Here is a 23,776-nt window from a genome sequence, read left to right as displayed (position 1 = left end):
ATGCAGCCGTCTTTTCTGAATCTTTAACGCTGATTAACTGCGATAATGGTCGGGAAGTCCAGACTTTTAATTTCAGTAGATCACAAACTTTTTCCCAAAGGGCGATCGCGTATAAATTTTGTAGTCAGTGATACTTTTTATCAGTTGCTGTTTAAGCAAGTAGGTGGAGTATCGATAAGAATTGCTTATAAACAACTAGCAACTGAGTTTCTGTCAATTAGCCCGATGGAAGATAAATACCTTCAACAACTTGATATATTTTTTCAACAGCTTGACGCAGGAAAGCTAACATCTGTTTGAGACTAAATAATTCACGATAAATTAATCTTCCACCTCTTCTCTTTCGGCTGATTTTTAGCCATAGAAGGTTAACCCATATATTGACTAGAATAAAAGAGACACCAACGAATAATAATCTTAAAACAGGTTTTTTATTTGTTGTTCTAATTCGACAGATATTTTTGAGTCTATAACTACTTTCTATTCCAAATCTTTTCCTATAATCTTGATGTATATAAGATAAATTGGCTTTTATCTTATGAACTACATAAGCAAAGTATTCTATTCCCTTTTGATGTCGTTTGCCCTTTTTATATTTACAAACAATCCATAGTTCAAAAGTAACTGAATCATTTCGATTTCCACTTCTGGTCATAGTATATTTAGTTTTATAGCTTTTTTTACCTTTTAAGAACTGTTTAATTCCTCCTTGTTTTCCTGTTTTGATTGCTGGCATGAGCAGAGGGATATCTAGAGCTTGTAACCAACGAATGACGGGAACATTAAAAAATCCTCTGTCAAGATAAAGTTGTTTCACCCTCAGATGAAGTGCCTTTCTGTTCTGCTAATAGATAAGTAATAATAGCAACACTTGTATCCAGCCATCTAACACCTCTAATCGCAAGGGTTACGCGTTTTCCTTTCATTACAACATATAAAGTTGCATAGGCGTAGAAAGAACAAGTACCAGACTTAGCTTGACTCCGATATATATAGGCCAATTCCTTATTACTAGGCTTGCCATAATAAGGAATTAAGTTTAAATCAATAGCTAACTTTAGGTGTCCGTTTTTAATTCGTCTCGGGACTCGACCGATTTTTATCACGCAACTGAACATTTGCAAGTATTCGCAGATAATATTTTTTATCAAGAAGCAGAACGAAAAAAATGGTTTAAACAAACTCGTTCTGCATTAAAAAAGGGTAAGATAAATTCCATTATTCAAGAAATGAATAAACTCAGCTTAGAGTTTACTGGTGAGCGTCGAAAAAATGTAGATAGAGAGATAAATTATTTTATCAAAGGTAATAGAGAAGGACGTTTTAACTATCATAAAATTTCATTTCTTAAGCTGCCTATTGGTAGTGGTGCTGTAGAAAGTTTAATTAGACAAGCTGTTAATTTACGTTTGAAAGGAAACAGCAAATTTTGGTTAAAAGAGAATGCTGAAATTATGTTGCACGCTCGTTGCCAATGGATTGCTGGTTCCTGGAACAAGTTCTGTGATTCTATTTTAACTGCACTCGTTAAGCCGATACAGCTTGCATAAATTATACCAAACATTGTTTTCTAATTTCTCTGTTGTAATAATAAACACCCTTTCTGAGGGGGTTTTGTGCTGACTTTATATTTATAATTCACAGATTAGTGCCGCAAAGCGGCACTAATCTGTGAATTTAATATGTATTTTTACGGATATTATATGTATTTTTTATTATAAATTACTGGAGTTTTTTTGTTGGCGATAGGCGAAGCCGACACCGAAGGTGTATCGCAGTATTTGGATTAAAGTTCACAAAATCGCGTTGCTCCCCCTAGTACTAGTACACCTCAGCATAAGCAAACCTACCTTTCCCCCCTACCCGCTTAACGTCAAAAATAGTTACCTTATTTCCGCCCGTATGTATTAGTTTATAATTTGTAGTATTAATTTATCTACATTTTATAAGTAGACTTTTTCTCAAATTTATCTTTTATTTTAATACCTAAATTAATTAAGAGTGCAAATAAAGCTTATGCATAAACTAGTTCCAGATTAGGGGACTTTAACATTGGATTTTGTATTTTTAAATGCCAACAAAGTTACATTTCTATCAATATCAAAAAATCTTTTTACAGAACCCTTATTTACAGAAGTGCTAATTGCTCTATTCCTACCCAAATCGCTAATTTCTTCGACATCAAAATGACTTAAATCACTGCTAATATCAATATTTTTACTTTTAGTGTTATTAAAAAAATCAATTTTACCTAAAGCATCAATATTTGCTGAAAGAGTAAAATATTCTAATATATTATTTTGGCTAATCTGCAAGGGTTCTAATTGTGTTGAGTTGAGAAAATCAACCCGATTTTCTGTTTTATTACCAGTTGTATCTAAAAGATAAAAAGCAATGTTGACCGCAGCATTCACAGTCTCAACTCCTGGTTTATCTACCGAAGCTTCCAAATCAAGAATAGTTGTAAAGTCAAATGATAAAGTATCGTTGCGGCTCACATCAAAATTTGCAAAAAATCTTGGCATAGTTTCCGCACAAGCACTATAAGCTGAACCCTCACCAAATATCAAACTCTCTGCAACATTAGATATTTCTAATGGAGTTGGTTCAGCATTAGTTTCAGAAAAGTTCCGAAAATTTACTATGCTATCATCCGCATTAGTTTCAGCGGAAGCATTAGCATCATTAATTGCTTCAAATACTGCATTTTCTCGATTGAAATTTGTGAAAGTTAACTCCCCAAAGGAACTAGCAAAAGTTGCAGCTAAAGTAGGTGAACTTGCTAACATTGAGGTAGCAACAAATGGAGAGACTTGTAAAATTACTTTTTTCCCAAATGTTGAATACAACTTCTTCCGCATTTTTGTCATGATTTTATTTTTAATCTATATAATGACCGAAAAATTAACTAAAATAAGCCAGTCATTTTAGAATACAAGAAAAATAGTTAAATTACGGATAAAATAAATCTTAATTCGGAAAATTAAAATCAAGCAAGCAAGCACACCTGAATTATTAAAATCAGTAAAGTACGAATTCATTTACTTAGAAGATGGGCAACAAAGGACATTACCTACAAATTATGATGTCTACAGGCAAGTGGTAAAAGCTTACCCAGAGCGCACACCCTTAGAACTGACTTTGGGAGTAGGGGATAATTCGGTCGAAAAAGCCGAACCAATTAGTAATTAAAAACTTTCGTTCAAACAATCGGCTAACTTTGACGGTAAAGAAGCTGCCCAACCGATCGCAATTTCGTCGCTCGATTTGTAGAATGGTGCAGCGGGCAAATGTCCGGGTGGGGCTTCTAAATTAAATTTTAGTTGTGAATATAACTGCCACTTATAGTTTAGTCGCCAGCCTATAGCATCGCTGAATTTGGTGTAATTTTCCCCTACAGACTTCCAAATTTGACTTTGTGCTGCGAAACCAAAATGTCCTTGACTGTGGTTTGTCCACAACTCGTCAATGGTTTCGAGGTCGAAACAAGAAAGCGCCGTAAAATCTTCTTCTCTCAACCAGCCTGCATCAACGCGATCGGTCATTTTAAGTATTATTAAATTCGTTTCTTCATCGGCGTTTCGCCATTTACTTGATGCGAGTAGGTTTTCAAGAGGTGCGTAATCTATATTCACAATTACACTCTGTATAGATTTAGTGTGAATTTTACTTTATCAAATAAAACTTGCGTGGCTGTAGAAGCTTGAGTACGATTTAGTGCGATAGCGAAGCGCTGCTGCAAGCAGATCGCTAGGTGTAACCGTGTGTGAGCCGAACGTCCGGTGTAGGCAGATGTTAGACAACACAAGCACTTTTGGATTGGTTTACGTTAATTTGGGCTACGAATAACAACGACTGGTCCCATCTTTGCCCCATCAAAGTTATTTTCCATCAGTAGAAGAAACTCCGAGGCTTTTTCAGTGTAGAAAGAAGCTACCGAAATGACTTTATTGTCATTATTATCTTTTTTCACCCAAGCATCGGCACAAAACTTTGATTTGACTTCACGCAGATTATCATCAGTATAAGGAATAAACACGGGATAGAAATACACTGGATATAGTGATTCATCTAAAGGTAATGGATCACCGCATGAGCCACGAGGAAATGATGTTACTGGAAAAGCCTTTTCCAGTGATTCTTTGGTAGCATCAGACTCGCTCGGTACATCAATGCCTAATTTTGTTTCGAGCCGTTGCCAGCGCTCCTCGTCTTCTTGGCGCTGTTTTTGATCGCGAGCATCGCGTACTGCTTCAATGCCCTGCTCTGCATAAAAGTCAGGAGTACAAGAAACGATTAGTGGAATGCTTAGTAAAAAAAATAGCCTTAACTGTTTAGTCATCGTTGTTTTACCCACAAGTCTTGTCTAGATGCGTGTTTATCATGAAACACATATTGATAATTAATTATGAGCTACCTGACAAATCTACTTAACTATTTATTATACAGAAAGTTTTTTACTCATGATATTATACATAAAACTAAGTATAAACACGACTACCGATGACAAATGAAGCGATACATCAAGTTCGCTTCATTAACATCACTATTAATTATTTAACATCGAGAAATTAAGCAGGATTGTCCTGCATTCTTTTCTGAAGTAACCTGAGAATTGCCGCTTTTTCTAAAATTCCCACCAACACGCCGTTGTCACGAATCACGGTCAGTGCAGATAGCTTTTGTTGTTCGATTAACTGCACTACTTCGAGTAAAGGCTGGTTGGCTTTTACTGTGGTAGATTCTGCAATTGGTCGCATGACATCTTTAACTTGAGTTTCCGACCATAATGACGGTGAAATGGCACGAAAATTATCAAGAGATATTGCTCCTAAGAGTTGTCCATCACTGTTGGTAACTAAAAACCGCTGCCACTTTTGTCCGCTTACTATCTGCTCATCGGCAAACTCTCTGAGGGTAAGACTATCGTTAACAATTGGGCGATCTGCTTGCAGCAGCGCTTCGCTATCGCTACTTACCGCATCACCAGCAGTTAAACCCGTAAACTGTTCTTGCACCCTTGCAACTTGGGCTGCATTACCAGCATTCCGCAATAAGAAGAAACCAATTAACAAGTTCCAGAAGTTAGCAAAACTGCCAGTTAACAATAGTGGAAGTAGACCAGAAGCTATCGCAATCCAACCAAAAATTTGTCCAACTCGGCTTGCGAAAATCACTCCTTTATTAGGATTACCCGTAATTTTCCAAACTATCGCTTTGAGTATATTTCCACCGTCTAAGGGCAAGCCAGGGATTAAGTTAAATAAGCATAGTGCCAAATTAACAGAAGCGAGCAGTCCCAAAATTGCTGAGAATACCCCAGAAGCTCCAGTACCAAAACCAATCGCTGCAAATATCCCAAATAACAACAGACTGACTAAGGGACCTGCGATCGCTACCCAAAAAGCTTCAGATGGGGTTTTTGATTCTTTTTCTAAACTTGCTAAACCACCAAATATAAACAGGGTTATAGATTTAACATCGATTCCTTGACGAATGGCAACAAAACTATGTCCTAGTTCGTGGGCAACAACAGAGCCAAAAAGCATCAAAGCTGTCATTAAACCTAAAAATAAAGCAGACCCATTCCCTAAATAAGGAAATGCACTCGCTAATCCGGTGTCATAAGTCCAAGTCACCAAGCCCAATATTAAAAACCAGGATGGGTGAATATAAAAGGGAATTCCGAAGAGGTTGCCAACACGTATTGTGTTATTCATGGCGTTTACCTGTGTTTTTTACATTGAGAGACTTTTCTTTGCCCCTCGATATCTTTATAGTAACGAATTGTTAAGCAATTTTAATGTTTGTAACTGTAGTGGTGTCCGTCCGTAGGAGTGCGGTTATGCGACTTGAGGGGCGCGATTCTTCTTTTTCTCAAGAAGGTAGAGCAATGTCTACGACGGGCTACGCCTACGCAAATACTTTATCTATTTATTTAGCGATGACATCTACTTATGAACCCTTTCATAAGAGAATACGAATTTCTTTCAATGTAATTACGCAGTTGGGAAAAATTTTTTGGGGTTGGGTAGTCGCGTTAGCGCAACGTACCGTTTCAAAATTATTAGTCGTGGCGTAGGCGTAGCCCGTCGTAGACATCGCCTCATCTAACAAAATCTACCCGTTTAGAAAATCCCATTTCTCCCACAAACCCTATCGCTAGCAGAAGCTAAAGTCTTACTATCTGGGCTGAAATTGATACTTGAAATTGAAGCACTATGACTTTTGAATGTTAATATTTGATTACCCTGATTGTTCCAAAGTTGGATAGTTCCATCATTACCAGCAGAAGCTAAAATCTTACCATCAGGACTAAAGGAGATATCTGTAATTGATTTTGTATGACCTGTGAATGTTGCAATTTCCTCACCTTGATAGCTCTAAATTTTTATTTTACCTTCATCATCAGCAGATGAAATTATTTTACTATCGGGACTAAATATAACGCTTTGAAGCTTTCCAAGATGACCTTTCAATATTCTGAAGTTAGTGCCGTCTAGATTCCTTAAAGTAATTGTCGCGTCGTCATTTCCGACAGCAATTTGCTTGGAATTGGCACTGAAACTAACAAGATTATCAGGTTTAGTGTTCCAATGGATAATATAGTGAGCTTCTTTTTCTGCATTATATAAGCGAGGGAAAATAGACTTTGTTTGACTAGGAATACTCCATATATATATATTTTTTTGCAGTTCTTTAGTAGTATCATATGCAATAGCTTGCCTCCAATTACTAATTTTATCTGTTAGTTGTTGTCTATTGCAAGTTTGTATTAGTTTGCCATTTAGATTCCAAAGCTTAATTATGGAATTATCGTAAGAAACAATATTTTCCCCATTAGGACTAAAAGTAAGTCTTTTTTCAGTACCCGTATCACCGGCATCAATTTTTATGGTCTTTGATAAATGCATTCCTTTATCAACTTTTTTCCAAAATTGAATTATCCCATCATTACTAGCAGATACTAATGTCTTGCTATCGGGAGTAAAATGAATATCTGTAACTATACTAGTATGAGTTTCTATTGTCTCTAAATATCTCCCATCTGTACCCCAAAGTTTAATTTTTCTTCCATTGTTAACTGCGGCTATAGTTTTACCATCAGGGCTAAAAGAAATTATAGAGTCATAATTATTATTGATAATAACTATGTTATCTTTTTCTTGAGTGTTAATTTCTTCTTGAAAAGCGTTAGAGAATTCAAAGGCATAACTTGCATCAGTCTGTAAGCGGTTACGCTCTCTTACACGGCCAACTACTTTCGTTAATGTTTCTACAACTCGTTGAATTGTATCTTTTGAAATTCCTGCTGAGAACTTAAGTTTCTTAGCTGTTTTGACAATTTCTAGCAATGCTTCAAGTTCATTGTTTGATGCGAAAAGTTTTTCTGCAAAATAACTACCTGAAACTAGTTCGGAATTTTGAGACTTTATAGCTAGAGTTCTTGCTTCTTGCCATTGCAAACCTGCAAATCCAGCCAAGCTCGAAGACAAGAATAAACCACAAACCAACCCACCAACAACACTCCTCCGCAACCTCTGTTTCTGCTTCCTCTCCCGCTCCCGCAACTCCACACCCTTCTCAATAAACCATCGCTGCGGTTTACTCACCTCGCCACCCCGTTGCTGCAACCAATCCTCAGCCACAGCCAAAGTCGCACTCCGCAACAAAGCACCCTCATGCTTACCACTCTCCACCCATTGCTGCAACGCAACCATCAATCCCTGTTGCCAAATACGAATCTCCGGTATAATAATTCAAAATGGTGATTATCAAATACACATTTAGTAATGCGATAGTCCGAAGGACGACGCTTCGCGTATCGCCCTTTACCGCAAGTTGTGGAAGGTGCTTCGCACCTTCCACAACTTGAGTGAATTAAGAGAGAATGGGCTATTCAAGTAGTTTGACGGATAAGGAGTGAGAAATAATTGAACCCCTTTTACGTCCCGTGTAAACTTTGAATGGTGTTGTGGATGCGGATACGCACTTGTTGCACCAACTCATCAACTCGATTTATTGCCGTTTTACGGAAAGTTATGGTTGGATTTTCTGATGTCAAATTTGGCTGGGCAATTTCTCCAGTGTTGTAAATTTGAGTAATACTTCCAATCGATATGTTTCCAGCAGTTTGGACGTTGCTTAAAATACTTTGCAAATTTTTGGTCTTAGAATCATCTGAATTTGAAGGGTGATCTAGTTGAGGTCGATCGGGATACTCTTCTTTGAGGATAGATCGAACAATTTCTCGAATATCCGTAGCATTAGAACCCTGAACTACAGCACGAGCAACTTCTCGAATTGCTTCTGCATCAAGTCCTTGGTAGGTTTTATCCCCAATATTAACATTTTTTCCCTGTCCGATATTGACGTTGTACTTACCTACTTGCAGATTTTGGATACTTTGAATACCCCCATGATTTAACCACTGACGCAAAGCTTCCACATCATCATCGGTTTGAGTCCCGTTGAGGATGCGTTGGATTATGTCGTTGGGGTTACTGGGGTTTGCCATGCGATCGCAAGTTTTCGTTTTATTTTAGACGATACAACAGTGAATTTACTTATCTCCACTCGTATTCTTCAATTTTGTTTGCTTTTTATCATATTGGACATGGGTTAAAATATTTAAATATAGTCTTTATTCGGTTATTAATAAAATAATGCCATGACACTGCAAAAGTTGGAAGCCGAATTACTCGCTTTAACACCCGATGAAAAAACACAGGCAATTCAAATGTTAGCTCAAAGTTTAGGAAATTCTTGGCGTGGAATAGAGAAAACTCCTGGGGTATGTGGTGGGGATGCTTGCATTAGTGGAACTCGTATTCCTATTTGGGTATTAGCTAATGCTCGTAATTTAGGTATCAGCGAAGCCCAACTTTTAAAAGACTATCCAACTTTATCAGCAACAGACTTAGCAAATGCTTGGGTTTATGCAACAGCATATCCAGAAGAAATAGTAACAGCGATTAGGGAGAATGAAGAAGAATAATGGCTCGTTTGTATGCAGATGAACAGTTTCCCTATGAAGTCGTGGAGCATTTACGAAATTTGGGTCATGATGTTCTTACCGTCCAGGAAGCTGGAAAGGCTAATTTGAAAATACCAGACGATGAAGTTCTCACATTTGCAAGTAGTAATGAGCGTGTTGTTTTAACACTCAATCGTAGGGATTTTAAGCGTTTGCATCGTTCCACTTATAATCATGCTGGTATTATTATTTGTACAGATGATGCAGATAGAAATGGGTTAGCAGAACGAATTAATATAGCAATTGTAACGTCAGAACCTTTAGTGGGTACATTAATTAGTGTAGTACGTCCTGTCAGATAAAAAAGATTTTTTATCTAGCTTGTTCGTTTCCTCTTCAGTGGTAATTTACCGTCAGACTCAGGATTAAAGCTAAAAGTCATTTTTCCATCTTTATTCATTTTTCTAAAGGCATTGCGGCGAAATGTTCTTGTAGTAACCTATGGATAAAGCGATAGCGTCCACCAACACGCTGGAGAAGTAGACGTTCGGTCCTCCTCACCAAAATGATTGAAAAAGTCGGGGAAAAGATGGGTGAAAAGTTGCCAAAACTAGGAGGTAAGGCGATCGAACAGATAGGAAAACTCAAACAAGCACTGTGGAAAAAAGCACCAGAAACAGCCAGCGCTATTGAGCGAGTCACCTACCAACCGGAATTAGTGGAACAGCAGCCAGAGGAGTTTGGTATCGAAGCACTGACTGCAAAAATGGAATCAGCAACTAAACAAGACGCAGAGATTGCTGAAGTGGTTGATGCTCTAGCAGCAGAAGTTTTACCGCAGATACCATCAAAGGTAGTACAAGTTATGGCGGTAGGGATTAAAGGTAAAAGTTTAACGGCTAAAGATTTAATTCAGGAAGCAGCATCGGGTAGCACTGATGTTAATCAGCAGATGTTGAAGGATGTACAAATTGAGGGGGATATAAATTTGGGTAACTTGAGCCAAAAAGCGTAAAAATAGAGACATAGGTGTAGTGCGGGCAAGATGCCCGCGATTTATCCCTTTATCCTATCTTGCCTACGATTTATATCTTTATTTATCATCAGGAAAGGGAGCGAGACGCTCCCACTAGGAAGGTAAAAAAAATGGGGTATCTATCAAGAAATTTATTAACTCTAAACAAGCGATCGCCATGAGTGAGGAAGATTTGTATTCGCCACAAACTTTGATTATTCTCAATTCGAGAACCCCGAACTGCAAAGCCAAGCTAAAACCACGCTCAACCAATTTATTGGCTTCGTCCGCCAAACCTTCGACGGCTTACTGGAAAACGGGCAAGCATTAAACTCGATTTATCAAGACTGCATTGCTCATTGCCCAAAAGGTAAAAAAGTATTTGACAATTGGCTAGCATCCGATGACTTCGGAGCATCCCGCTACATAGCGTATAGCGCAATAAAAATTTACAATTGGTTTTCAAAGCTGCCGAGGCGGTTACAGCGTTTAGTTCGTGTCAACGTCCAAAAATGGAGCGTGTCAGCCCTACGTCAGTTAACCAAAGTCAGTCATGACTTGGTAAAGGAATTAATAACTATGCGCGAACGACTTGCGTCGAACAAGCTACGCACCTCCTAATCCCATCTCAAACAAACACATACTCAGCATCCGTCGTAATGCGAACGACTTACGTCGCCCAAGCTATAACTTAGTTCAGCTACGCTAACGCATAAAATCATTATGTTATGGTAAAGTGCGATCGGCTATCATATATATTACCTATTATTTAATTAAAGTATTCTAAATAGGAGAAAGAACAACTATGTCCTTACAACTAACGATCAACTACCCCGAAACATTACCTGATGCTGTTGGCAAAACCAGAGAACAATTTGAACAAGAATCAAAATGGGCAATGGCTGTTAAACTCTATGAAATGAAGCGTCTTTCCTCTGGGATGGCTGCCACATTATTAGGAGTAGATCGAGTCACCTTTATCCTTAAACTAAGTGAGTATGGGGTTCCCTTAATTGACCTTAGTGAAGAGGAATTATTATCAGACCTAGAAAATGCCTAGTACCAATCAAATTATTATTAATACTTCTCCCTTAATTGCCCTTGTCGCTGCGATAGGTGATTTAAAGATTTTAGAGTCTCTTTATACAGATATTCTTGTTCCTTTTGAAGTATATCAAGAAATACTAATTGGTGGCACTACAGGCTTTGCCATAGCTGAATTTCAATCAGCATCATGGCTACAAAAGCAAAGTTCTCCTTTAACTATTTCTCCTCTTCTATTTAACTCTTTAGATTTGGGAGAAGCATCAGTTATTCAACTAGCGCTAAATAAAAATATTTCAACTGTTTGTATTGATGAAGCTGTGGGGCGAAGAATAGCTAGATTAAGTGGTCTTTCAGTAACAGGTTCAATTGGAATTTTATTACGTGCTAAACGTGAAGGTTATCCTTTGTCTATTAAAACAGCTATCCAAAAAATGCTCGATCGCAATATTCGTTTAAGTCAAACTGTGATTGATTTTGCCATTAAAGAAGCTGGAGAAAGAAACTAGATGGTGAACCATCAACAAAAACTGTGAGTTTCATTTTTTACTTTAATTTAAGCTTGGGATTTTTTGTATTGATAACTGCGTTATTTATTCATCATTAAATAGTTTAGATGAAACAGCAATTTATATCATCGGCAACTAAAACTTTAACCGAGCAACAAGCAAATGGCATAAAATCCGGCTTTGATATCATTATGCGATCGCATACCCCCCAAAACTAAAACGCGATAAGCGGAGCTTAATGCCAAAGGCATATCGCACACTCCCAACACAACCAAAACGCGATAAGCGGAGCTTAATGCCAAAGGCATATCGCACACTTGCCAAAACCCACCAAAACACGATAAGCGGAGCTTTATGCCAAAGGCATATCGCACACTCCCAACACAACCAAACGCGATCGCCATCCCACAAACTCAACAAAGGCGATGATATTCCAAGCGAATCACTATCGACTTCCTGCTCGAACCTTACTTTCACCAACACCATATAGTAATTGACCATTGAAAAGTGCTTTCTTTGTTTCAGCATTTAAAACACCATTTAATGGGCCGTTATAAAGACCTCGTTCTCGCAGTCGTCTTTGCAACTCAAGAACCTCAAACAAGGTGCAATTTCATCTAATTTAAAACCATCAAGTTGAATCGCTGTGCCAATATTAAATGGGGTTCTTTCCTCATCTTGAATTAAATCGCCAGGTGTGGCAACTCCAAACAAAGCAAAATTTAGACGTTTATATTCATCTCGAAAGGAACGTTTTTGATAGCAACTTCTAATCAATGCAAAAAAATCATCCGTTGCAAAATCTCGGATACGGAGAATACTATCAATTTCATCGAGGAAAATCACAATATTCTGCTCGATATTTGGCAACAACAACGTGAAATAATTATCATACCAACGTTGTAGACGTTGTAAACGACATAATACGAGGAGCGGGAGAGTGGAGGATCGGAAGAGTAAGGGAGTTTAGAAGTAAGGAATATTTCTCAACTGCATTATCTGCTTTTCTCGATCCAATTTTCCCAAGCTCTCCCAATTCCTCGCTCTCTCGCTCCCCCACACTTCGTCCCTTCAATTGGTCAGTGTAAATTATCAAATCATAACCATTTCCTATCTCGCTTAAATCTCGTGGAGCGAATGTGCCTTTTTCTAATTGCCAAGTTTTAATAAGTGGTTGATTTTCGTCATTTGCATCTAACCCAGCACATCTTCCTTCTTTTGGTTTGAATATTTTAGTAATTAGTGAAAAAGTTATATTAGAATAAACTCCATAAGCACTAGATTTTCTCGATAAATATTGCTTAAATGTGTTTGTAATCCTCCTATAAAAATATATTTATGTACAAAATTATTTTGTAATGGTTTGAGGAGGGTCATCAGCGATCGCAAACATTTTCTTCAGAAAGTAATACCAGAGAAAAAGGGAAGATTTTCATTGGCAGGGATGAAAATCAATGCGATATTATCTTACCGATAAATGAGAAGAGTGTGTCTCGCTTGCACGTAGTAATATTTTACTATTACCAGAAAAATTGCTTTATTATAAAAAATCTAACATCTGATAGACCTCAACCAAATCCAGTAATTGTCGATGGAAAAACAATCATTTATCAACAGGCAAATATTTCTTCAGGAACGATAATTCAATTAGGTAAAATTGCTCTAAAAATTAGACAGCTTGAAACTATTAAATCCAAACAATCATATTGGCTTAGATGTCTAAATGGTCATCAAATCCGTTACGACTATATAGGAGATTTTTGTCCCCATTGTGGATTTTCTTTGCAAGGGGTGGAAACAACTTTTTTATCTGACGACAACTAATATATTTACTGTATAGTCACAATTATGGAAATAACACTAACTTGGGAAGACCCCGGTAATCAAGAACTACAAAACCATTCTTTTACTATTCCTTTAGGCATAGGTCGAGAACTTGCACGTATACCCGATACTTATGAAGACCAATCTTTATCTAAAGTGGTTTTCAAAAGTAGAGAAATTTCTAGTTTTCATGCCCTTATTTATTTTGTTAATGGTCAGTTAACTATTAAGGACATAAGTACTAATGGTACAAAGGTTAACGGTAATTTGTTACGCTTACTCTAAAGGTTTAGCACGCTAAGTACGCAAGAACCCGATCGCACAAACGCCAATTGTTCTTGATATGTTGCGTTTGCGGGGACGACGCTGCCAAATTGAGGATACCCTAAAAGTAAGTTGTTCAATTTGACTGTTTTGGCTTGATGGTGTGGCTATTTGTTGATTAAAGCTACCAAAGCTGCCCCCCAGTATCTATACCTCCCACAAAAGGCGGAAAAAACACCACCAGAAGAAAGTTCATCTATACATCCCGCTCGCTCGAAGCCACCAGCTACCAAGATGATCGCACTACCTCTACCCCTCAAAAGTTGTGTGCTTAACTTGTCACGAATCATTCCCTGGCAACCATAAGAAGATAGAATTGGCAAATATATATTAAAATTTATGAATAAAATACTTAATTAAGTCCTTATATCGATGGCAATTAAACAAGATACGCTGTGGGAGCGTTTTTTATCCCCTGTGGTTCGTTTGTTAATTGATGAAGAAGAATTACGACGTTATTCCGAAAGTGTGGATTGGGAGAAAGAGAGCGATCGCTTCCGAAGAAATGATGTGACAATTCCTCAATACTACAGTTCTCAAAATTTTCATGGAATAGAGCGCGGATACTTGAATCCTGGGGCTGCGGTAACTTACGATGCGGTTACTCAATATGCTTTACCACCAAATGAAACTTGGATTCGTCAAGCTTTAATTGATCGGGTAAAAGTCAAACCGCGACGTATTCTGGATTTGGGTTGTGGTACGGGTTCAACAACTCTCATGTTGAAGCAAGCTTTTGGGGATGCACAAGTAATTGGATTGGATTTGTCACCCTATATGTTACTCCGAGGTTTCCACAAGTCGCAAAGTGCTAATTTAAACATCGAGTGGCAACAAGGAAATGCTGAGAATACTTCTTTTCCCGATGAAACATTTGATTTAGTTACAGCTTCTTTATTGTTCCATGAAACGCCAAGCACTGCTACTCAAGCAATTTTACATGAATGTTTTCGGTTGTTGGTAGCAGGGGGACAAGTTTTGATTTTAGATGGTAATCAAAAAACTTTACGTCAGTTAGAATGGCTGAATAATATTTTTGAAGAACCTTATATCGATGAATATGCTAATAGTAGTACTGATGCAATTATGGGTGCAGCGGGATTTGCAGCAGTGCGAACAGAAGATGTATGGTTTACTAGTCAGTTAACTAGCGGTATCAAGCCGATTTCGGTAGAAGATGCATCTACTTACAGCAATGTTAAGCGGTATGTACCAACTTCCCCAGACAACACCTTGGATAATAACCAACTTTTCCCTTCCCCAGCATGATCAAGGCAGTTATATTTAATTTTAATGGCGTTATCATCAACTCGGAGTCAATTCATCAACAGTTGATCGAAGAAATTTTGCTGGAAGAAAACTTGGTACTGAAGCCAGGTGAGTATCAACAGATATGTTTGGGACGTAGCGATCGCGTTTGTTTGCGAAATTTATTAGCAAGTCGTGGACGAGTCGTTGATGATAAGTATTTGACTAAGTTACTCCAAAAGAAAGCTCAAAATTACGTTGAGCAAATAGAAAGGCTGGAAAAATTACCTTTATATTCCGGTTTAGATGATTTCATATTTAAAATACGTTCGAGTAACTTAAAGTTAGCGATAGTTAGCGGTACAATTCGTCAGGAAATTGAATTAGTCCTTGATCGCGCTGAGTTAGCAGAATACTTTAAAATTATAGTTGCAGGGGATGATCTTACTACTAGTAAACCAAAGCCCGATGGTTATTTACTTGCACTGGAACGTTTGAAGCAAGAATATCCCGAACTAAATCTGCAAGCAAACGAGTGTTTAGCGGTTGAAGATACACTCTTCGGTGTTCAAGCAGCGAAAGCAGCAGATATGAAAGTCGTGGGGGTTGCGAATACCTACCCATTTCATATGCTTCAGCGTCAAGCTAATTGGACTGTAGATTATTTAACTGAATTGGAACTCGAACGCATACAAGAAATTTATTCTCCTACACCAGTAATATCAACTACTGATGAATAGGCATCTGGTGGAAATTAATTATGCGTCATCCAGAAACCTTGTAGAGACGCGAACCCTTGCGTCTCTACATTCTTTTTCGGAGATGTCTAATGATATTTTACTCTCTTCAGGTCTTGGAGTAGTAATTTTCCATTACTCATTACCCATTACTCGGCGTTACAGAATCCGGGTATGAATTTAGATTTTGAGACGTTACACTGTAACGTCTCTACACAGGTTTCGGTTATCGATAAAATTTGATATTACCTTGCACTCACGCTCCGCTAACATACTTTTTTCAGCAACGCCGATTACTTTATTATCTTAAATTAGCAGGTGGATTTTCTGGGATTGTCCATAGATAAACCGTATGGGTACGACCATTAACTTCAACTTTTTCTACACGCTCAGGTTTCCATTCACCCATGTCAAAATCGTGAGAAACAATGCGCGTTCCAGGTTTTAATTGGTCAAATAACTGTGGTCTGAGTTTAACATTTAACGAAGGTAGTAGATATAGCGTCATCACTGTAGCATCGCTAAAATTACTTTCAAATAAATCTTGATTGAGAAAGGTAACTCTGTCAGTCACTCCGGCTTGTTGAGCATTTTTATTCGCTTCTTCAATCCGCTCCGGATTAATTTCGATACCTACAGCGCGACGAGCATCGCGTTTTTGCACTGCTGTAATGGGGATGCGTCCATCTCCACTACCCAAATCATACAGAACATCATCTTTACCAACATTAGCCATTGTTAACATCCGATCAACTACCTCATTTGGGGTAGGTACATACACCACGTCAGGAGAGCGTAAAGGTGCTGAAGGTGTGGGGGTAGAAGTTGTAGGTGCTTGGGCTTGAATAGATTCACTTTGAGCTGTAGCGTTGGTAGTTGGACTACATCCAGCGCTTACTAAACCAACACCAATGGTGAATAATGCAATAGTGCGTTTGAGAAAAATCATAGTAATATCCTAAAAATCAAGGTCTTTCTTTTGTCAATTTGAAACTTTTTGCGTCCACCACAGCAAAGGTAATCCTAGTAGCAACACAACAACACCCAGTAAACCACCCCACCCGGTGTAGGCTAAACTCGCTTGCAGCATATACAAGCAAATTGCACAAAATGCTAGGGGAGTCAAAGGATAAAATGGTACTTTGAATGAACGATTAATATTTGGCTCGCGTCTTCGCAACACAAATAATGAGATACCACTCAATAGAAAGAAAAACCAGAATGCTGGAGCCGTATAATCCACCATGGTTTCAAAGCCTCGACGAGCAAAAGTTCCCACCATTACAAGTAAAAGAGCAATGGCACCTTGTACTATCAAAGCATTTGTTGGGGTATGTTCGCGACCGCGCCCTAGAAAAGAAAAAGCTGAAAAATCACGACCTAGGGCATAATTTGTCCGCGCTCCTGTTAAAATAGTGGCATTTAAAGAGCAAACTGTGGCGATCGCAACCAAAACGCTGGTCAATGCAGCCCCCGCTTCTCCCATGTTTAACCGCATCAAATCTGCGATGACTGCTTGAGATGCAGCCATTTGGGTTAATCCTAGCCCCCGAATCAATGCTAAGTTGACGAGCAAATACAGCGCCGTGATAATACCAATACTCCAAACTAACGCTCTGACAATGTTTCGCTTACCATCGCGAACTTCTGCTGAAATATATGCTGCTTCGTTCCAACCACCGTAACTGAGCAATACAAATACCATCATCAAACCTAGATTACTTGAAGTGGTATTAGTTGCTTGATCCAGCGGTAAAGCTGATGTTCCTTGAGATGAAACTCCTAGTAACCCAATGGCACAAACAACTATTAATCCTAGAACTTGAGCAATTGCCAGCAAATTTTGCGTCTGCTTACCTTGCCGAACACCAAGCAGATTTAATCCAGTTAACAGTACAATTGCGATCGTAGCATAAATCGAAGGAGAATAAATTCCCAATTGCCATAGTTGCGAAGCATAATCTCCAAACACAAAGGCTAAGAGCGCAATCGAGCCAGTTTGAATCACGCTCATACGAGTCCATGCGAACAAAAATCCAATTGAACTACCCAATGCTCGTCTAAGATAGTAATAAGTGCCACCAGGATGAGGATAAGTGGTTGCGAGTTCGGCATAGCACAATGCACCAATTAAAGAAATCACTCCACCAAATCCCCAAGTAAGCAGGGCAAATCCTACATTACCAGCGTTTGCAGCTACTACTGACGGAGTTTGAAAAATACTAGCACCAACTACTACTCCCACAATTATCGCAATCGTATCCACCAGGGACAAAGTAGGTTTAAGCTCTACTATCGGACGCGCAGCTAATTTCAAGAGGTTTCTCCTATACAACTGTTATCGTAATCATCTTATTCTAAAGATAAAAGACAATATTTTATTTTTAGAAGGTCAATTAAATTGATGCTCTTAGCAATCATCATAATTTTTGAATCTGATTTTCAATTATTCACTAAATTATGAGTTAATTGAATTAAATAAACCGATTATCCTCAGCTTAAATTGCTTGTTAATGCTGTAGGTTGACGCTATTAAAATCTTCATTTAAAGCAAAAACAAGGATTATCATAATTACAAAATTTTCATCCTTAAGTTTAGTTTACTGAAAGAAAATTACATCCAAATAAAATTAACAATTAAATACTTAATTTCAATTTTATTCTTTGTAATTTGTAATCACAACAAGAATAAAACTATATGTTTCAAAAAAAAATCTATCTAAAGTTTTAGATTTTAAATTTAATTTAAAGATAAAATTATTGATTCTACAAATAAATCTATCTTAAGTACTACTTTTAGATATTCATAGCATCAAAGAAAAAATTATGCTTAAAAAGATTTATCAAGACTTATATCATAAGTCAAGCAATCCCAAAACCTGACGAAAAAGCACAAATAAAACTAGCTGAAGTTCTCGTCAAGTCTCCGCTATTTTAGTATCTCAATCAAATGTGACAAGAAAGTGACGAACAGAGACGATTATTTATCCTGATAATTAATTGTGATTTGAAACAGTTAGAAGTTTCACTTTTTACGCTCTACACGGACAGCGTAATCTTCCGGCACAATCGGAGAACCCTGCATTTTCGCATAAACCTTTGTAAATTCTGCGCCTAAAAATAAAATGTGAGCCGCATAATAAATCCATGTAATGATAATGATGAAAGAACCTGCAACACCGTAAGCAGAACCAATATCAATTTGACTGAGAAATAACCCGAATAAAAACTGTCCAATCATAAATAAAATTGAAGTAATTGCTGCACCCACAAGAGTAGAGCGCCATGCAACTTGAGCATCTGGTAAAATTGTGTAAATTGCGGCAAATAGTAGGGTGAGAATACCAAAAGAGAGCAGAAAGCTGAGAAATTGCCATAGATAACTTAAACCTGGTAATAAACCACTTAAATAATTAACTATTACTACTAAAGTGTTGCTGATTATATAGGAAACAAATAGTAAAAAAGCCATGACTAGCACCATTGCAAAACTCAGAATGCGTTTACGAATAAAGTGAAAAATCTGCCGTTTAGGTTCTGGTTTTACTTCCCAAATTTTATCCAGTGCGTATTGAATTTGTGCAAAAACTCCTGATGCTCCAAAAGCAAAAAAACCAAAATTGAAAATCAGTCTAAATACACCTCCACGGGTATCTTCTCTCATATTGGTAATTGCAGTAGCAAGCAATTGCGCTCCTTGTTGACCAACGATTTCTTGCAATTGCTCAATAGTCTGTTGTTTGGCTGTTGCTTCACCATAAATTGCACCCAGAATGGTGATGACAATTACCATCAAAGGTGCGAGAGAAAATACTGTGTAATAAGCCAAAGATGATGCTAATAGAGATACTTCGTTAAATTGCCACTCCGCAAATGTTTCTTTTAAAACTCTCCAAATTCTTCTTAAACTCATCATATTAATAACTAATTCTCGTTACCACTTTCAACTTGGTAAGGAGGTTTATAATATTAAAAATAATCACTATTTGGCTGCCAGGCTAGTTATATTTGTAAAACTGCTCTTGTCAAATTCAAAACCTGGTACAAAATAGGCTGTCACTAATAGTGATATAGCCGAAAGTAACCAAGTGAGTAAAAAGTTTACTATCCACATTCTAAAAATATTTTGGTTAAGGTTTGATAGCAGGTTTGATTTAGAGCTTTTTTTACTATTACCAAAAAATGTGAACAGAAAGTGACTTGAGGCTACTGGTAAGTTTCATTAGTTCTAATACGTTAAAAATTGCTTTAAGCACAAGTCCTATGAATAGGACTAAAAAAATCAAAATTTGTAGTGCGTTGGCGTAGCCTGCCCCGAAGGGGCATACGTCCCGCTCGCTAATAGGGAGCTAAAAGGAAAGCGCTATGACGCTACCGTGTCCCCTGAGCTAGAAGGAAAGCGCTATGACGCTACCGTGTCTAGTGAGCTAGAAGTATGTCCTTGCGGAGACGCTGCGGCTATTTGAGAGGTAAAACAATTTGAAAAGTTGATCCTTTATCGACTATACTTTTGACGTTAACATAACCACCATGTGCAGAAACGACTTGTTGAACAATCGATAATCCTAAGCCATATCCACCAGTTTTGGAAGTTCGTTTTTTATCCACTCGATAAAATCGCTCAAAAATATGGGGTAAATCAGTTTCAGGAATACCAATACCATTATCTGTAACTTCAATTACAGCCCAATTTGACTGAGTGAACAACAGCATTTGAACTTGACCACCGGGGGCAGTATATTTACAGGCATTTTCAAGTAAATTTACTACTGCTTGACGCAATAAATCAGCATCACCCAACACAGACACCTTTGCACTTGGCAAAGTATAAGTTAGATTAAGATGTTTTGCAGCTTGTTGTGTTGCGTATTCATCTGCTATTTGTAATAACTGAGTTTTTAAGTCAACTTCTTGCAACAATTGCGGAGATAATCGATCTGCATGACGGGCTAAAAGCAGTAGATTACTCACCAGAATATTCATTGATTTAGCAACATTGAAAATCTTCTCGAAGCGCTGACGCTGTACCTCAATGTCTTTAGATTTAGATAGTAAGCCATACTGGGAATTGCTAATAATCGCTGATAAAGGCGATCGCAATTCATGGGAAGCATTAGATGTGAAGCGTTGTAGCTGGTGGTAGTTATTTTGAATTGGTTGCATTGCGATTCCCCCCAAACACCAACCAGCAAGACCGATAACTGCCAAAGTTACTGGTACAGTGAAAATTAAAACTAATCTTAACTGAGTCAGATTCGTTTGTACAGATGCTAGGGGCATTGCAACTTGCAGATAACCGATTAGTAAATTATCTTGGTATACGGGCAGCGTTAACTGACGGAGCCAAGTAACATTGGACTCTTCTTTTGAAGAATAAAACCTAGTCTTGATAGTATGAAAACCAGGGATTATCTTCCACTGCGTCTGTGGAATTGTACCGAAAAACTGCACCAGTTCTCCTGTGGTATCATACCAACGTGCATATACGACTTCGCTACCCAAAGGTGGAACTTTACTGCCGATAAGCGGTACATTTTCTAAGTCTAATTGTTTTTCACTCTGATTGTACCTTGCGTTTACCGTGATGATTCGAGATTTTTTGTGAAGTAAACGATCTTGATTGTGTAGCTGGTTTAAAACTGCTTGATAATAAAGTACCCCGGCAAAAACAACCAAAATGCTTCCCATTGTCAGGGTAAACCATAAAGCTAAATTGCTGCGGCTACGATGAAACATGAAATTTAGTATGTTTGTATTTAGAGGGTGTTTATTAAATAAATCTATGGAAACACTTTCTGGTGAATAAGGATTTATTTCTCTTGCAATCGCGTCTGGGTCTATTACTGGTAAGTTAGACTTATTAAAAGTTCTTCTTGTCAAAGTACTTTTACCAGAACCATTAGAACCAGCAATAATTATTAAAATAGGTTTTAAAATCATCACTATTTATGCATTTTTATATTTAAAAATATCTCAATAAAGTGATGAGTTAAGATTTAATTTTGCGGATAATGACTGGTTGGTCATTTACCATTTTATATTCATATTTAGTACCATCAGATTTTTCCATGATAGGAATTTCCCCTTCCATATAAAAAATATCTAAACCATGTTGTTTGTGTTCGGCAATTTCTTCTCTTACTCCTGCTTGTGCATTTTCTGTAAGTTTGTTCGCCCAATCTAAGAATTCTTTACTATCCATACCTTATGTCTTATCTCAAGAACAATTCAAATCTTAATTGATTATAATACTGGAAAATTACGCTGTGTTTTATCCTTGTCACGGTTTAACTGGCGTTGCTGATTTAATGTATGAACGGGTGGTGGAGCGTACATTTGCATGGCTGGCTGGCTGGCTGGCTGGCTGGGTCGTTATCGTCGTTTAAGTAAGGATTACGAATATCTTCCTAAAACTAGCGAAACAATCATATATGCTGCTATGACCCATCTAATGTTAAGTCGCTTAGTCCGAAAAAATCGTTTTTCCACTGCTTAAGATTTATTTAATAAACACCCTCTTAGAGTTGCTAGCCCTATGTCCTTTTCTCAATTATTGCAAAAACTCCACTCTTCCAAGTTAGAATATTTATTACCATTACCCCTGCTGCTAATCGCTTTTGGATTTGGTGGTGAATCTTTAACAAATCTAATATTAAGTCGTTCCTACACTACAGTAGATAAACTTCAAGCTGATACATACACAGTCATGGTTAATTTTGCAGCTAATGTGTTAATTACGGAAGCTGAAATAGATCGAGAACAGGAGTTTACCACAGTTGAACTTTACACGACAAACTCTATACTTAAAAAGTTAACATTCAAAGTTCCAGCTACAGAATTAACCAAGGTAAACGCCATAATTGCTCAGGAATTAGGACTATCTAGTAAAATAGAAACACTGCAACCTAATACACAAATCCAAGTGAATCCTCAAGTTAAAGTATTAGGAATTTTAGCTGAAATCGAAAAAAAGCGCGGTTTGACAAAAATTACAGTTAATACTGCTAACTCCGCACTTCAAGAGCTAGAATTCGAGTTGCCAGTTACAGAATTAAACTCTGTAAAAGCGATGATGATTCAAGAACTCGGATTGTCTCGTGAAAATGTCAGAATGTTAGTCAGCTATCGAATCAAAAATTAAAATATTTGAGAATTTTAAATTATTTATTTTAAATTATTTATTTTAAATTATCTGGTGCTTTAAAACTATAACCCATACCGTAAACAGTTTTAATCCAATCCGCTACACCAACTAACTGTAAGCGATTTCGCAATTTGCGTACCAGTACAGTTAATGCATTACTTTCGGGTTCTGTACCCCACTCCCATAGCGCTTCTTCAATTTGTTCGCGAGTTAATACCTGATTGCGATGACGCATGAAATACTCTAACAATTGAGTTTCCCGTGGAGATAATTCCACACTTACCCCATTGCGTTCAACAGTTAAATTATTTAGATGTAGTTGTAAATCTGCAACAGTCAAAACATCTCCAATCCATTGAGGAGAACGTCTTCCTAAAGCACGTACCCGCGCTAAAAGTTCCACTAAATCCGCAGGTTTGACAAGATAGTCATCTGCTCCTGCATCTAAACCGGCGACTTTATCTTGTGTAGTATCCTTTGCACTTAGCATTAGCACTGGTGCAGATTTACCAATAAGTCTATATTGATGACAAAGACTTAAACCGCTGATTGTCGGTAACATCCAGTCTAAAATTAATAAGTCATACTCTTTTTTAGATAATAACCATTGGGCAACCTCTCCGTCATCAACTCCATCGACAATATATCCAGCTTCCGATAGCACACCTTGTAATGGTTCTAATTGTTCCGGATCGTCTTCTACTAGTAATATTCGCATACAGTTTGTTTGTAACCGACACAATTAGAATTGTCAGCCTCCTTGCTTATAATAAAGAGTTCAAACTAACTTATCTTCTTTCACTAGTCGTATTTAGATGTTGGGATTGTTCACACAAAAGAAATATGATTTTTCTACCAATAGGTAGTTTTTAATTTATAAAAATTGTAAATCTAGACATCAAATTTGGTAAGAAAATGGATTATTTTTTAATACCTAATTATACATAAAATTAT

The 23,776-nt window shown here is 37.5% G+C and carries 30 protein-coding genes and 1 pseudogene; 13 read left to right on the top strand and 18 right to left on the bottom strand.

The features are described from left to right. Positions 1 to 217: 217 nt before the first annotated feature. Positions 218 to 817 (bottom strand): transposase, encoded by a 600-nt coding sequence (locus IQ247_RS04510; RefSeq protein WP_322745416.1) that lies wholly within the window; start codon positions 815 to 817, stop codon positions 218 to 220. Next, positions 798 to 926, bottom strand: a complete 129-nt coding sequence (locus IQ247_RS33060; protein WP_265579661.1) for a hypothetical protein — start codon at positions 924 to 926, stop codon at positions 798 to 800. The genes IQ247_RS04510 and IQ247_RS33060 overlap by 20 nt, the downstream gene beginning before the upstream one ends. A gap of 192 nt (positions 927 to 1,118) precedes the next feature. Here IQ247_RS33060 and IQ247_RS04505 point away from each other — a divergent pair, with 192 nt between their 5' ends. Beyond that, positions 1,119 to 1,550 (top strand): hypothetical protein, encoded by a 432-nt coding sequence (locus IQ247_RS04505; RefSeq protein WP_193917470.1) that lies wholly within the window; start codon positions 1,119 to 1,121, stop codon positions 1,548 to 1,550. Positions 1,551 to 2,036: 486 nt separating this feature from the next. Here the strand turns inward: IQ247_RS04505 and IQ247_RS04500 are convergent, their stop codons facing one another. The 4 genes from IQ247_RS04500 to IQ247_RS04480 form a co-directional block, all read right to left on the bottom strand. Continuing rightward, positions 2,037 to 2,870, bottom strand: a complete 834-nt coding sequence (locus IQ247_RS04500; protein WP_193917469.1) for a hypothetical protein — start codon at positions 2,868 to 2,870, stop codon at positions 2,037 to 2,039. A gap of 318 nt (positions 2,871 to 3,188) precedes the next feature. Continuing rightward, positions 3,189 to 3,635 (bottom strand): GUN4 domain-containing protein, encoded by a 447-nt coding sequence (locus IQ247_RS04490; protein ID WP_193917467.1) that lies wholly within the window; start codon positions 3,633 to 3,635, stop codon positions 3,189 to 3,191. 194 nt (positions 3,636 to 3,829) lie between these two features. Further along, positions 3,830 to 4,342: a hypothetical protein gene (locus IQ247_RS04485; RefSeq protein WP_193917465.1), complete on the bottom strand. Its 513-nt coding sequence runs from the start codon at positions 4,340 to 4,342 to the stop codon at positions 3,830 to 3,832. Positions 4,343 to 4,571: 229 nt separating this feature from the next. Beyond that, on the bottom strand, positions 4,572 to 5,720 hold the full coding sequence (locus IQ247_RS04480; RefSeq protein WP_193917462.1) for a site-2 protease family protein: 1,149 nt from the start codon (positions 5,718 to 5,720) through the stop codon (positions 4,572 to 4,574). 83 nt (positions 5,721 to 5,803) lie between these two features. Between IQ247_RS04480 and IQ247_RS04475 the strand changes: the two genes are divergently transcribed. Continuing rightward, the gene (locus tag IQ247_RS04475; RefSeq protein WP_228059466.1) at positions 5,804 to 6,082 is read left to right on the top strand and encodes a hypothetical protein; all 279 of its coding nucleotides are present in this window, start codon (positions 5,804 to 5,806) and stop codon (positions 6,080 to 6,082) included. 46 nt (positions 6,083 to 6,128) lie between these two features. Here IQ247_RS04475 and IQ247_RS33525 read toward each other — a convergent pair whose 3' ends face one another. The 3 genes from IQ247_RS33525 to IQ247_RS32330 form a co-directional block, all read right to left on the bottom strand. After that, entirely contained in the window at positions 6,129 to 6,365 is a 237-nt protein-coding gene (locus IQ247_RS33525) for a WD40 repeat domain-containing protein (RefSeq protein ID WP_193917583.1), read from the bottom strand. 18 nt (positions 6,366 to 6,383) lie between these two features. Next, entirely contained in the window at positions 6,384 to 7,721 is a 1,338-nt protein-coding gene (locus IQ247_RS04465; protein WP_193917459.1) for a WD40 repeat domain-containing protein, read from the bottom strand. Between the two features lie 224 nt (positions 7,722 to 7,945). Then, positions 7,946 to 8,518, bottom strand: a complete 573-nt coding sequence (locus IQ247_RS32330) for a hypothetical protein (RefSeq protein WP_228059465.1) — start codon at positions 8,516 to 8,518, stop codon at positions 7,946 to 7,948. Between the two features lie 153 nt (positions 8,519 to 8,671). Between IQ247_RS32330 and IQ247_RS04455 the strand changes: the two genes are divergently transcribed. From IQ247_RS04455 to IQ247_RS04435, 5 genes are all read left to right on the top strand, one after another. Continuing rightward, positions 8,672 to 8,998 (top strand): DUF433 domain-containing protein, encoded by a 327-nt coding sequence (locus tag IQ247_RS04455; protein WP_193917457.1) that lies wholly within the window; start codon positions 8,672 to 8,674, stop codon positions 8,996 to 8,998. Then, positions 8,998 to 9,339, top strand: coding sequence for a DUF5615 family PIN-like protein (locus IQ247_RS04450; RefSeq protein ID WP_193917455.1), 342 nt, complete (start codon positions 8,998 to 9,000; stop codon positions 9,337 to 9,339). Before IQ247_RS04455 ends, IQ247_RS04450 begins: the two co-directional genes overlap by 1 nt. A 203-nt stretch (positions 9,340 to 9,542) precedes the next feature. After that, complete coding sequence (locus IQ247_RS04445) at positions 9,543 to 9,992, top strand: hypothetical protein (RefSeq protein WP_193917454.1); 450 nt, start codon at positions 9,543 to 9,545, stop codon at positions 9,990 to 9,992. 805 nt (positions 9,993 to 10,797) lie between these two features. Beyond that, complete coding sequence (locus tag IQ247_RS04440) at positions 10,798 to 11,052, top strand: UPF0175 family protein (protein WP_193917452.1); 255 nt, start codon at positions 10,798 to 10,800, stop codon at positions 11,050 to 11,052. Continuing rightward, on the top strand, positions 11,045 to 11,545 hold the full coding sequence (locus IQ247_RS04435; protein WP_193917450.1) for a PIN domain-containing protein: 501 nt from the start codon (positions 11,045 to 11,047) through the stop codon (positions 11,543 to 11,545). The genes IQ247_RS04440 and IQ247_RS04435 overlap by 8 nt, the downstream gene beginning before the upstream one ends. A 143-nt stretch (positions 11,546 to 11,688) precedes the next feature. Here IQ247_RS04435 and IQ247_RS04430 read toward each other — a convergent pair whose 3' ends face one another. Further along, on the bottom strand, positions 11,689 to 11,949 hold the full coding sequence (locus tag IQ247_RS04430; RefSeq protein WP_193917448.1) for a hypothetical protein: 261 nt from the start codon (positions 11,947 to 11,949) through the stop codon (positions 11,689 to 11,691). A gap of 136 nt (positions 11,950 to 12,085) precedes the next feature. Then, a complete protein-coding gene (locus tag IQ247_RS04425; RefSeq protein ID WP_375341213.1) occupies positions 12,086 to 12,415 on the bottom strand; it encodes an AAA-like domain-containing protein in 330 nt (109 codons plus the stop codon). 558 nt (positions 12,416 to 12,973) lie between these two features. Between IQ247_RS04425 and IQ247_RS04420 the strand changes: the two genes are divergently transcribed. Both IQ247_RS04420 and IQ247_RS04415 read left to right on the top strand, forming a co-directional pair. Continuing rightward, on the top strand, positions 12,974 to 13,369 hold the full coding sequence (locus IQ247_RS04420) for an FHA domain-containing protein (RefSeq protein WP_193917581.1): 396 nt from the start codon (positions 12,974 to 12,976) through the stop codon (positions 13,367 to 13,369). A 24-nt stretch (positions 13,370 to 13,393) separates the two neighbouring features. Beyond that, positions 13,394 to 13,654, top strand: a complete 261-nt coding sequence (locus tag IQ247_RS04415) for an FHA domain-containing protein (protein WP_193917444.1) — start codon at positions 13,394 to 13,396, stop codon at positions 13,652 to 13,654. Positions 13,655 to 13,800: 146 nt separating this feature from the next. Here the strand turns inward: IQ247_RS04415 and IQ247_RS04410 are convergent, their stop codons facing one another. Beyond that, positions 13,801 to 13,983 (bottom strand): hypothetical protein, encoded by a 183-nt coding sequence (locus tag IQ247_RS04410; protein WP_228059464.1) that lies wholly within the window; start codon positions 13,981 to 13,983, stop codon positions 13,801 to 13,803. Positions 13,984 to 14,065: 82 nt separating this feature from the next. Here IQ247_RS04410 and IQ247_RS04405 point away from each other — a divergent pair, with 82 nt between their 5' ends. Continuing rightward, positions 14,066 to 14,962 carry a class I SAM-dependent methyltransferase gene (locus IQ247_RS04405; RefSeq protein WP_193917441.1) on the top strand — a complete coding sequence of 299 codons (897 nt, stop codon included), beginning with the start codon at positions 14,066 to 14,068 and terminating at the stop codon, positions 14,960 to 14,962. Then, on the top strand, positions 14,959 to 15,681 hold the full coding sequence (locus tag IQ247_RS04400; RefSeq protein WP_193917439.1) for an HAD family hydrolase: 723 nt from the start codon (positions 14,959 to 14,961) through the stop codon (positions 15,679 to 15,681). Before IQ247_RS04405 ends, IQ247_RS04400 begins: the two co-directional genes overlap by 4 nt. Before the next feature lie 298 nt (positions 15,682 to 15,979). On the opposite strand, the gene IQ247_RS04395 is transcribed toward IQ247_RS04400, so the two are convergent. The 5 genes from IQ247_RS04395 to IQ247_RS04375 all read right to left on the bottom strand — a co-directional run bounded on the left by IQ247_RS04395 (position 15,980) and on the right by IQ247_RS04375 (position 21,880). Beyond that, positions 15,980 to 16,627, bottom strand: coding sequence for a methyltransferase domain-containing protein (locus IQ247_RS04395; protein WP_193917437.1), 648 nt, complete (start codon positions 16,625 to 16,627; stop codon positions 15,980 to 15,982). 33 nt (positions 16,628 to 16,660) lie between these two features. After that, positions 16,661 to 17,995 (bottom strand): APC family permease, encoded by a 1,335-nt coding sequence (locus tag IQ247_RS04390; RefSeq protein WP_228059463.1) that lies wholly within the window; start codon positions 17,993 to 17,995, stop codon positions 16,661 to 16,663. Positions 17,996 to 18,703: 708 nt separating this feature from the next. After that, the gene (locus tag IQ247_RS04385; RefSeq protein WP_193917435.1) at positions 18,704 to 19,594 is read right to left on the bottom strand and encodes a YihY/virulence factor BrkB family protein; all 891 of its coding nucleotides are present in this window, start codon (positions 19,592 to 19,594) and stop codon (positions 18,704 to 18,706) included. 542 nt (positions 19,595 to 20,136) lie between these two features. Beyond that, positions 20,137 to 21,618 carry an ATP-binding protein gene (locus tag IQ247_RS04380; protein WP_228059462.1) on the bottom strand — a complete coding sequence of 494 codons (1,482 nt, stop codon included), beginning with the start codon at positions 21,616 to 21,618 and terminating at the stop codon, positions 20,137 to 20,139. Between the two features lie 49 nt (positions 21,619 to 21,667). Beyond that, complete coding sequence (locus IQ247_RS04375) at positions 21,668 to 21,880, bottom strand: MmgE/PrpD family protein (protein WP_193917433.1); 213 nt, start codon at positions 21,878 to 21,880, stop codon at positions 21,668 to 21,670. Positions 21,881 to 22,036: 156 nt separating this feature from the next. Here IQ247_RS04375 and IQ247_RS04370 point away from each other — a divergent pair. Beyond that, positions 22,037 to 22,174: pseudogene (locus IQ247_RS04370) on the top strand (transposase family protein); the annotation flags it as partial. Positions 22,175 to 22,213: 39 nt separating this feature from the next. Further along, positions 22,214 to 22,819, top strand: a complete 606-nt coding sequence (locus IQ247_RS04365) for a hypothetical protein (protein WP_193917432.1) — start codon at positions 22,214 to 22,216, stop codon at positions 22,817 to 22,819. A 37-nt stretch (positions 22,820 to 22,856) separates the two neighbouring features. On the opposite strand, the gene IQ247_RS04360 is transcribed toward IQ247_RS04365, so the two are convergent. Further along, entirely contained in the window at positions 22,857 to 23,540 is a 684-nt protein-coding gene (locus IQ247_RS04360; RefSeq protein ID WP_193917430.1) for a response regulator transcription factor, read from the bottom strand. Positions 23,541 to 23,776 lie beyond the last annotated feature (236 nt).

It is taken from the genome of Plectonema cf. radiosum LEGE 06105 (assembly GCF_015207665.1).
Classification (GTDB): domain Bacteria; phylum Cyanobacteriota; class Cyanobacteriia; order Cyanobacteriales; family Nostocaceae; genus Rivularia; species Rivularia radiosa_A.
This window is presented reverse-complemented; position numbering and strand designations above follow the sequence as displayed.

Excerpts from the sequence above, each read along its gene's own strand:
- IQ247_RS33060 (WP_265579661.1), bottom strand. The coding sequence starts at position 926 with ATGAAAGGAAAACGCGTAACCCTTGCGATTAGAGGTGTTAGATGGCTG.
- IQ247_RS04500 (WP_193917469.1), bottom strand. The coding sequence starts at position 2,870 with ATGACAAAAATGCGGAAGAAGTTGTATTCAACATTTGGGAAAAAAGTA.
- IQ247_RS04485 (WP_193917465.1), bottom strand. The coding sequence starts at position 4,342 with ATGACTAAACAGTTAAGGCTATTTTTTTTACTAAGCATTCCACTAATC.
- IQ247_RS04480 (WP_193917462.1), bottom strand. The coding sequence starts at position 5,720 with ATGAATAACACAATACGTGTTGGCAACCTCTTCGGAATTCCCTTTTAT.
- IQ247_RS04475 (WP_228059466.1), top strand. The coding sequence starts at position 5,804 with ATGTTTGTAACTGTAGTGGTGTCCGTCCGTAGGAGTGCGGTTATGCGA.
- IQ247_RS04465 (WP_193917459.1), bottom strand. The coding sequence starts at position 7,721 with ATGGTTGCGTTGCAGCAATGGGTGGAGAGTGGTAAGCATGAGGGTGCT.
- IQ247_RS32330 (WP_228059465.1), bottom strand. The coding sequence starts at position 8,518 with ATGGCAAACCCCAGTAACCCCAACGACATAATCCAACGCATCCTCAAC.
- IQ247_RS04455 (WP_193917457.1), top strand. The coding sequence starts at position 8,672 with ATGACACTGCAAAAGTTGGAAGCCGAATTACTCGCTTTAACACCCGAT.
- IQ247_RS04450 (WP_193917455.1), top strand. The coding sequence starts at position 8,998 with ATGGCTCGTTTGTATGCAGATGAACAGTTTCCCTATGAAGTCGTGGAG.
- IQ247_RS04445 (WP_193917454.1), top strand. The coding sequence starts at position 9,543 with ATGATTGAAAAAGTCGGGGAAAAGATGGGTGAAAAGTTGCCAAAACTA.
- IQ247_RS04440 (WP_193917452.1), top strand. The coding sequence starts at position 10,798 with ATGTCCTTACAACTAACGATCAACTACCCCGAAACATTACCTGATGCT.
- IQ247_RS04435 (WP_193917450.1), top strand. The coding sequence starts at position 11,045 with ATGCCTAGTACCAATCAAATTATTATTAATACTTCTCCCTTAATTGCC.
- IQ247_RS04430 (WP_193917448.1), bottom strand. The coding sequence starts at position 11,949 with ATGGCGATCGCGTTTGGTTGTGTTGGGAGTGTGCGATATGCCTTTGGC.
- IQ247_RS04415 (WP_193917444.1), top strand. The coding sequence starts at position 13,394 with ATGGAAATAACACTAACTTGGGAAGACCCCGGTAATCAAGAACTACAA.
- IQ247_RS04410 (WP_228059464.1), bottom strand. The coding sequence starts at position 13,983 with ATGATTCGTGACAAGTTAAGCACACAACTTTTGAGGGGTAGAGGTAGT.
- IQ247_RS04405 (WP_193917441.1), top strand. The coding sequence starts at position 14,066 with ATGGCAATTAAACAAGATACGCTGTGGGAGCGTTTTTTATCCCCTGTG.
- IQ247_RS04400 (WP_193917439.1), top strand. The coding sequence starts at position 14,959 with ATGATCAAGGCAGTTATATTTAATTTTAATGGCGTTATCATCAACTCG.
- IQ247_RS04395 (WP_193917437.1), bottom strand. The coding sequence starts at position 16,627 with ATGATTTTTCTCAAACGCACTATTGCATTATTCACCATTGGTGTTGGT.
- IQ247_RS04385 (WP_193917435.1), bottom strand. The coding sequence starts at position 19,594 with ATGATGAGTTTAAGAAGAATTTGGAGAGTTTTAAAAGAAACATTTGCG.
- IQ247_RS04380 (WP_228059462.1), bottom strand. The coding sequence starts at position 21,618 with ATGATTTTAAAACCTATTTTAATAATTATTGCTGGTTCTAATGGTTCT.
- IQ247_RS04375 (WP_193917433.1), bottom strand. The coding sequence starts at position 21,880 with ATGGATAGTAAAGAATTCTTAGATTGGGCGAACAAACTTACAGAAAAT.
- IQ247_RS04365 (WP_193917432.1), top strand. The coding sequence starts at position 22,214 with ATGTCCTTTTCTCAATTATTGCAAAAACTCCACTCTTCCAAGTTAGAA.
- IQ247_RS04360 (WP_193917430.1), bottom strand. The coding sequence starts at position 23,540 with ATGCGAATATTACTAGTAGAAGACGATCCGGAACAATTAGAACCATTA.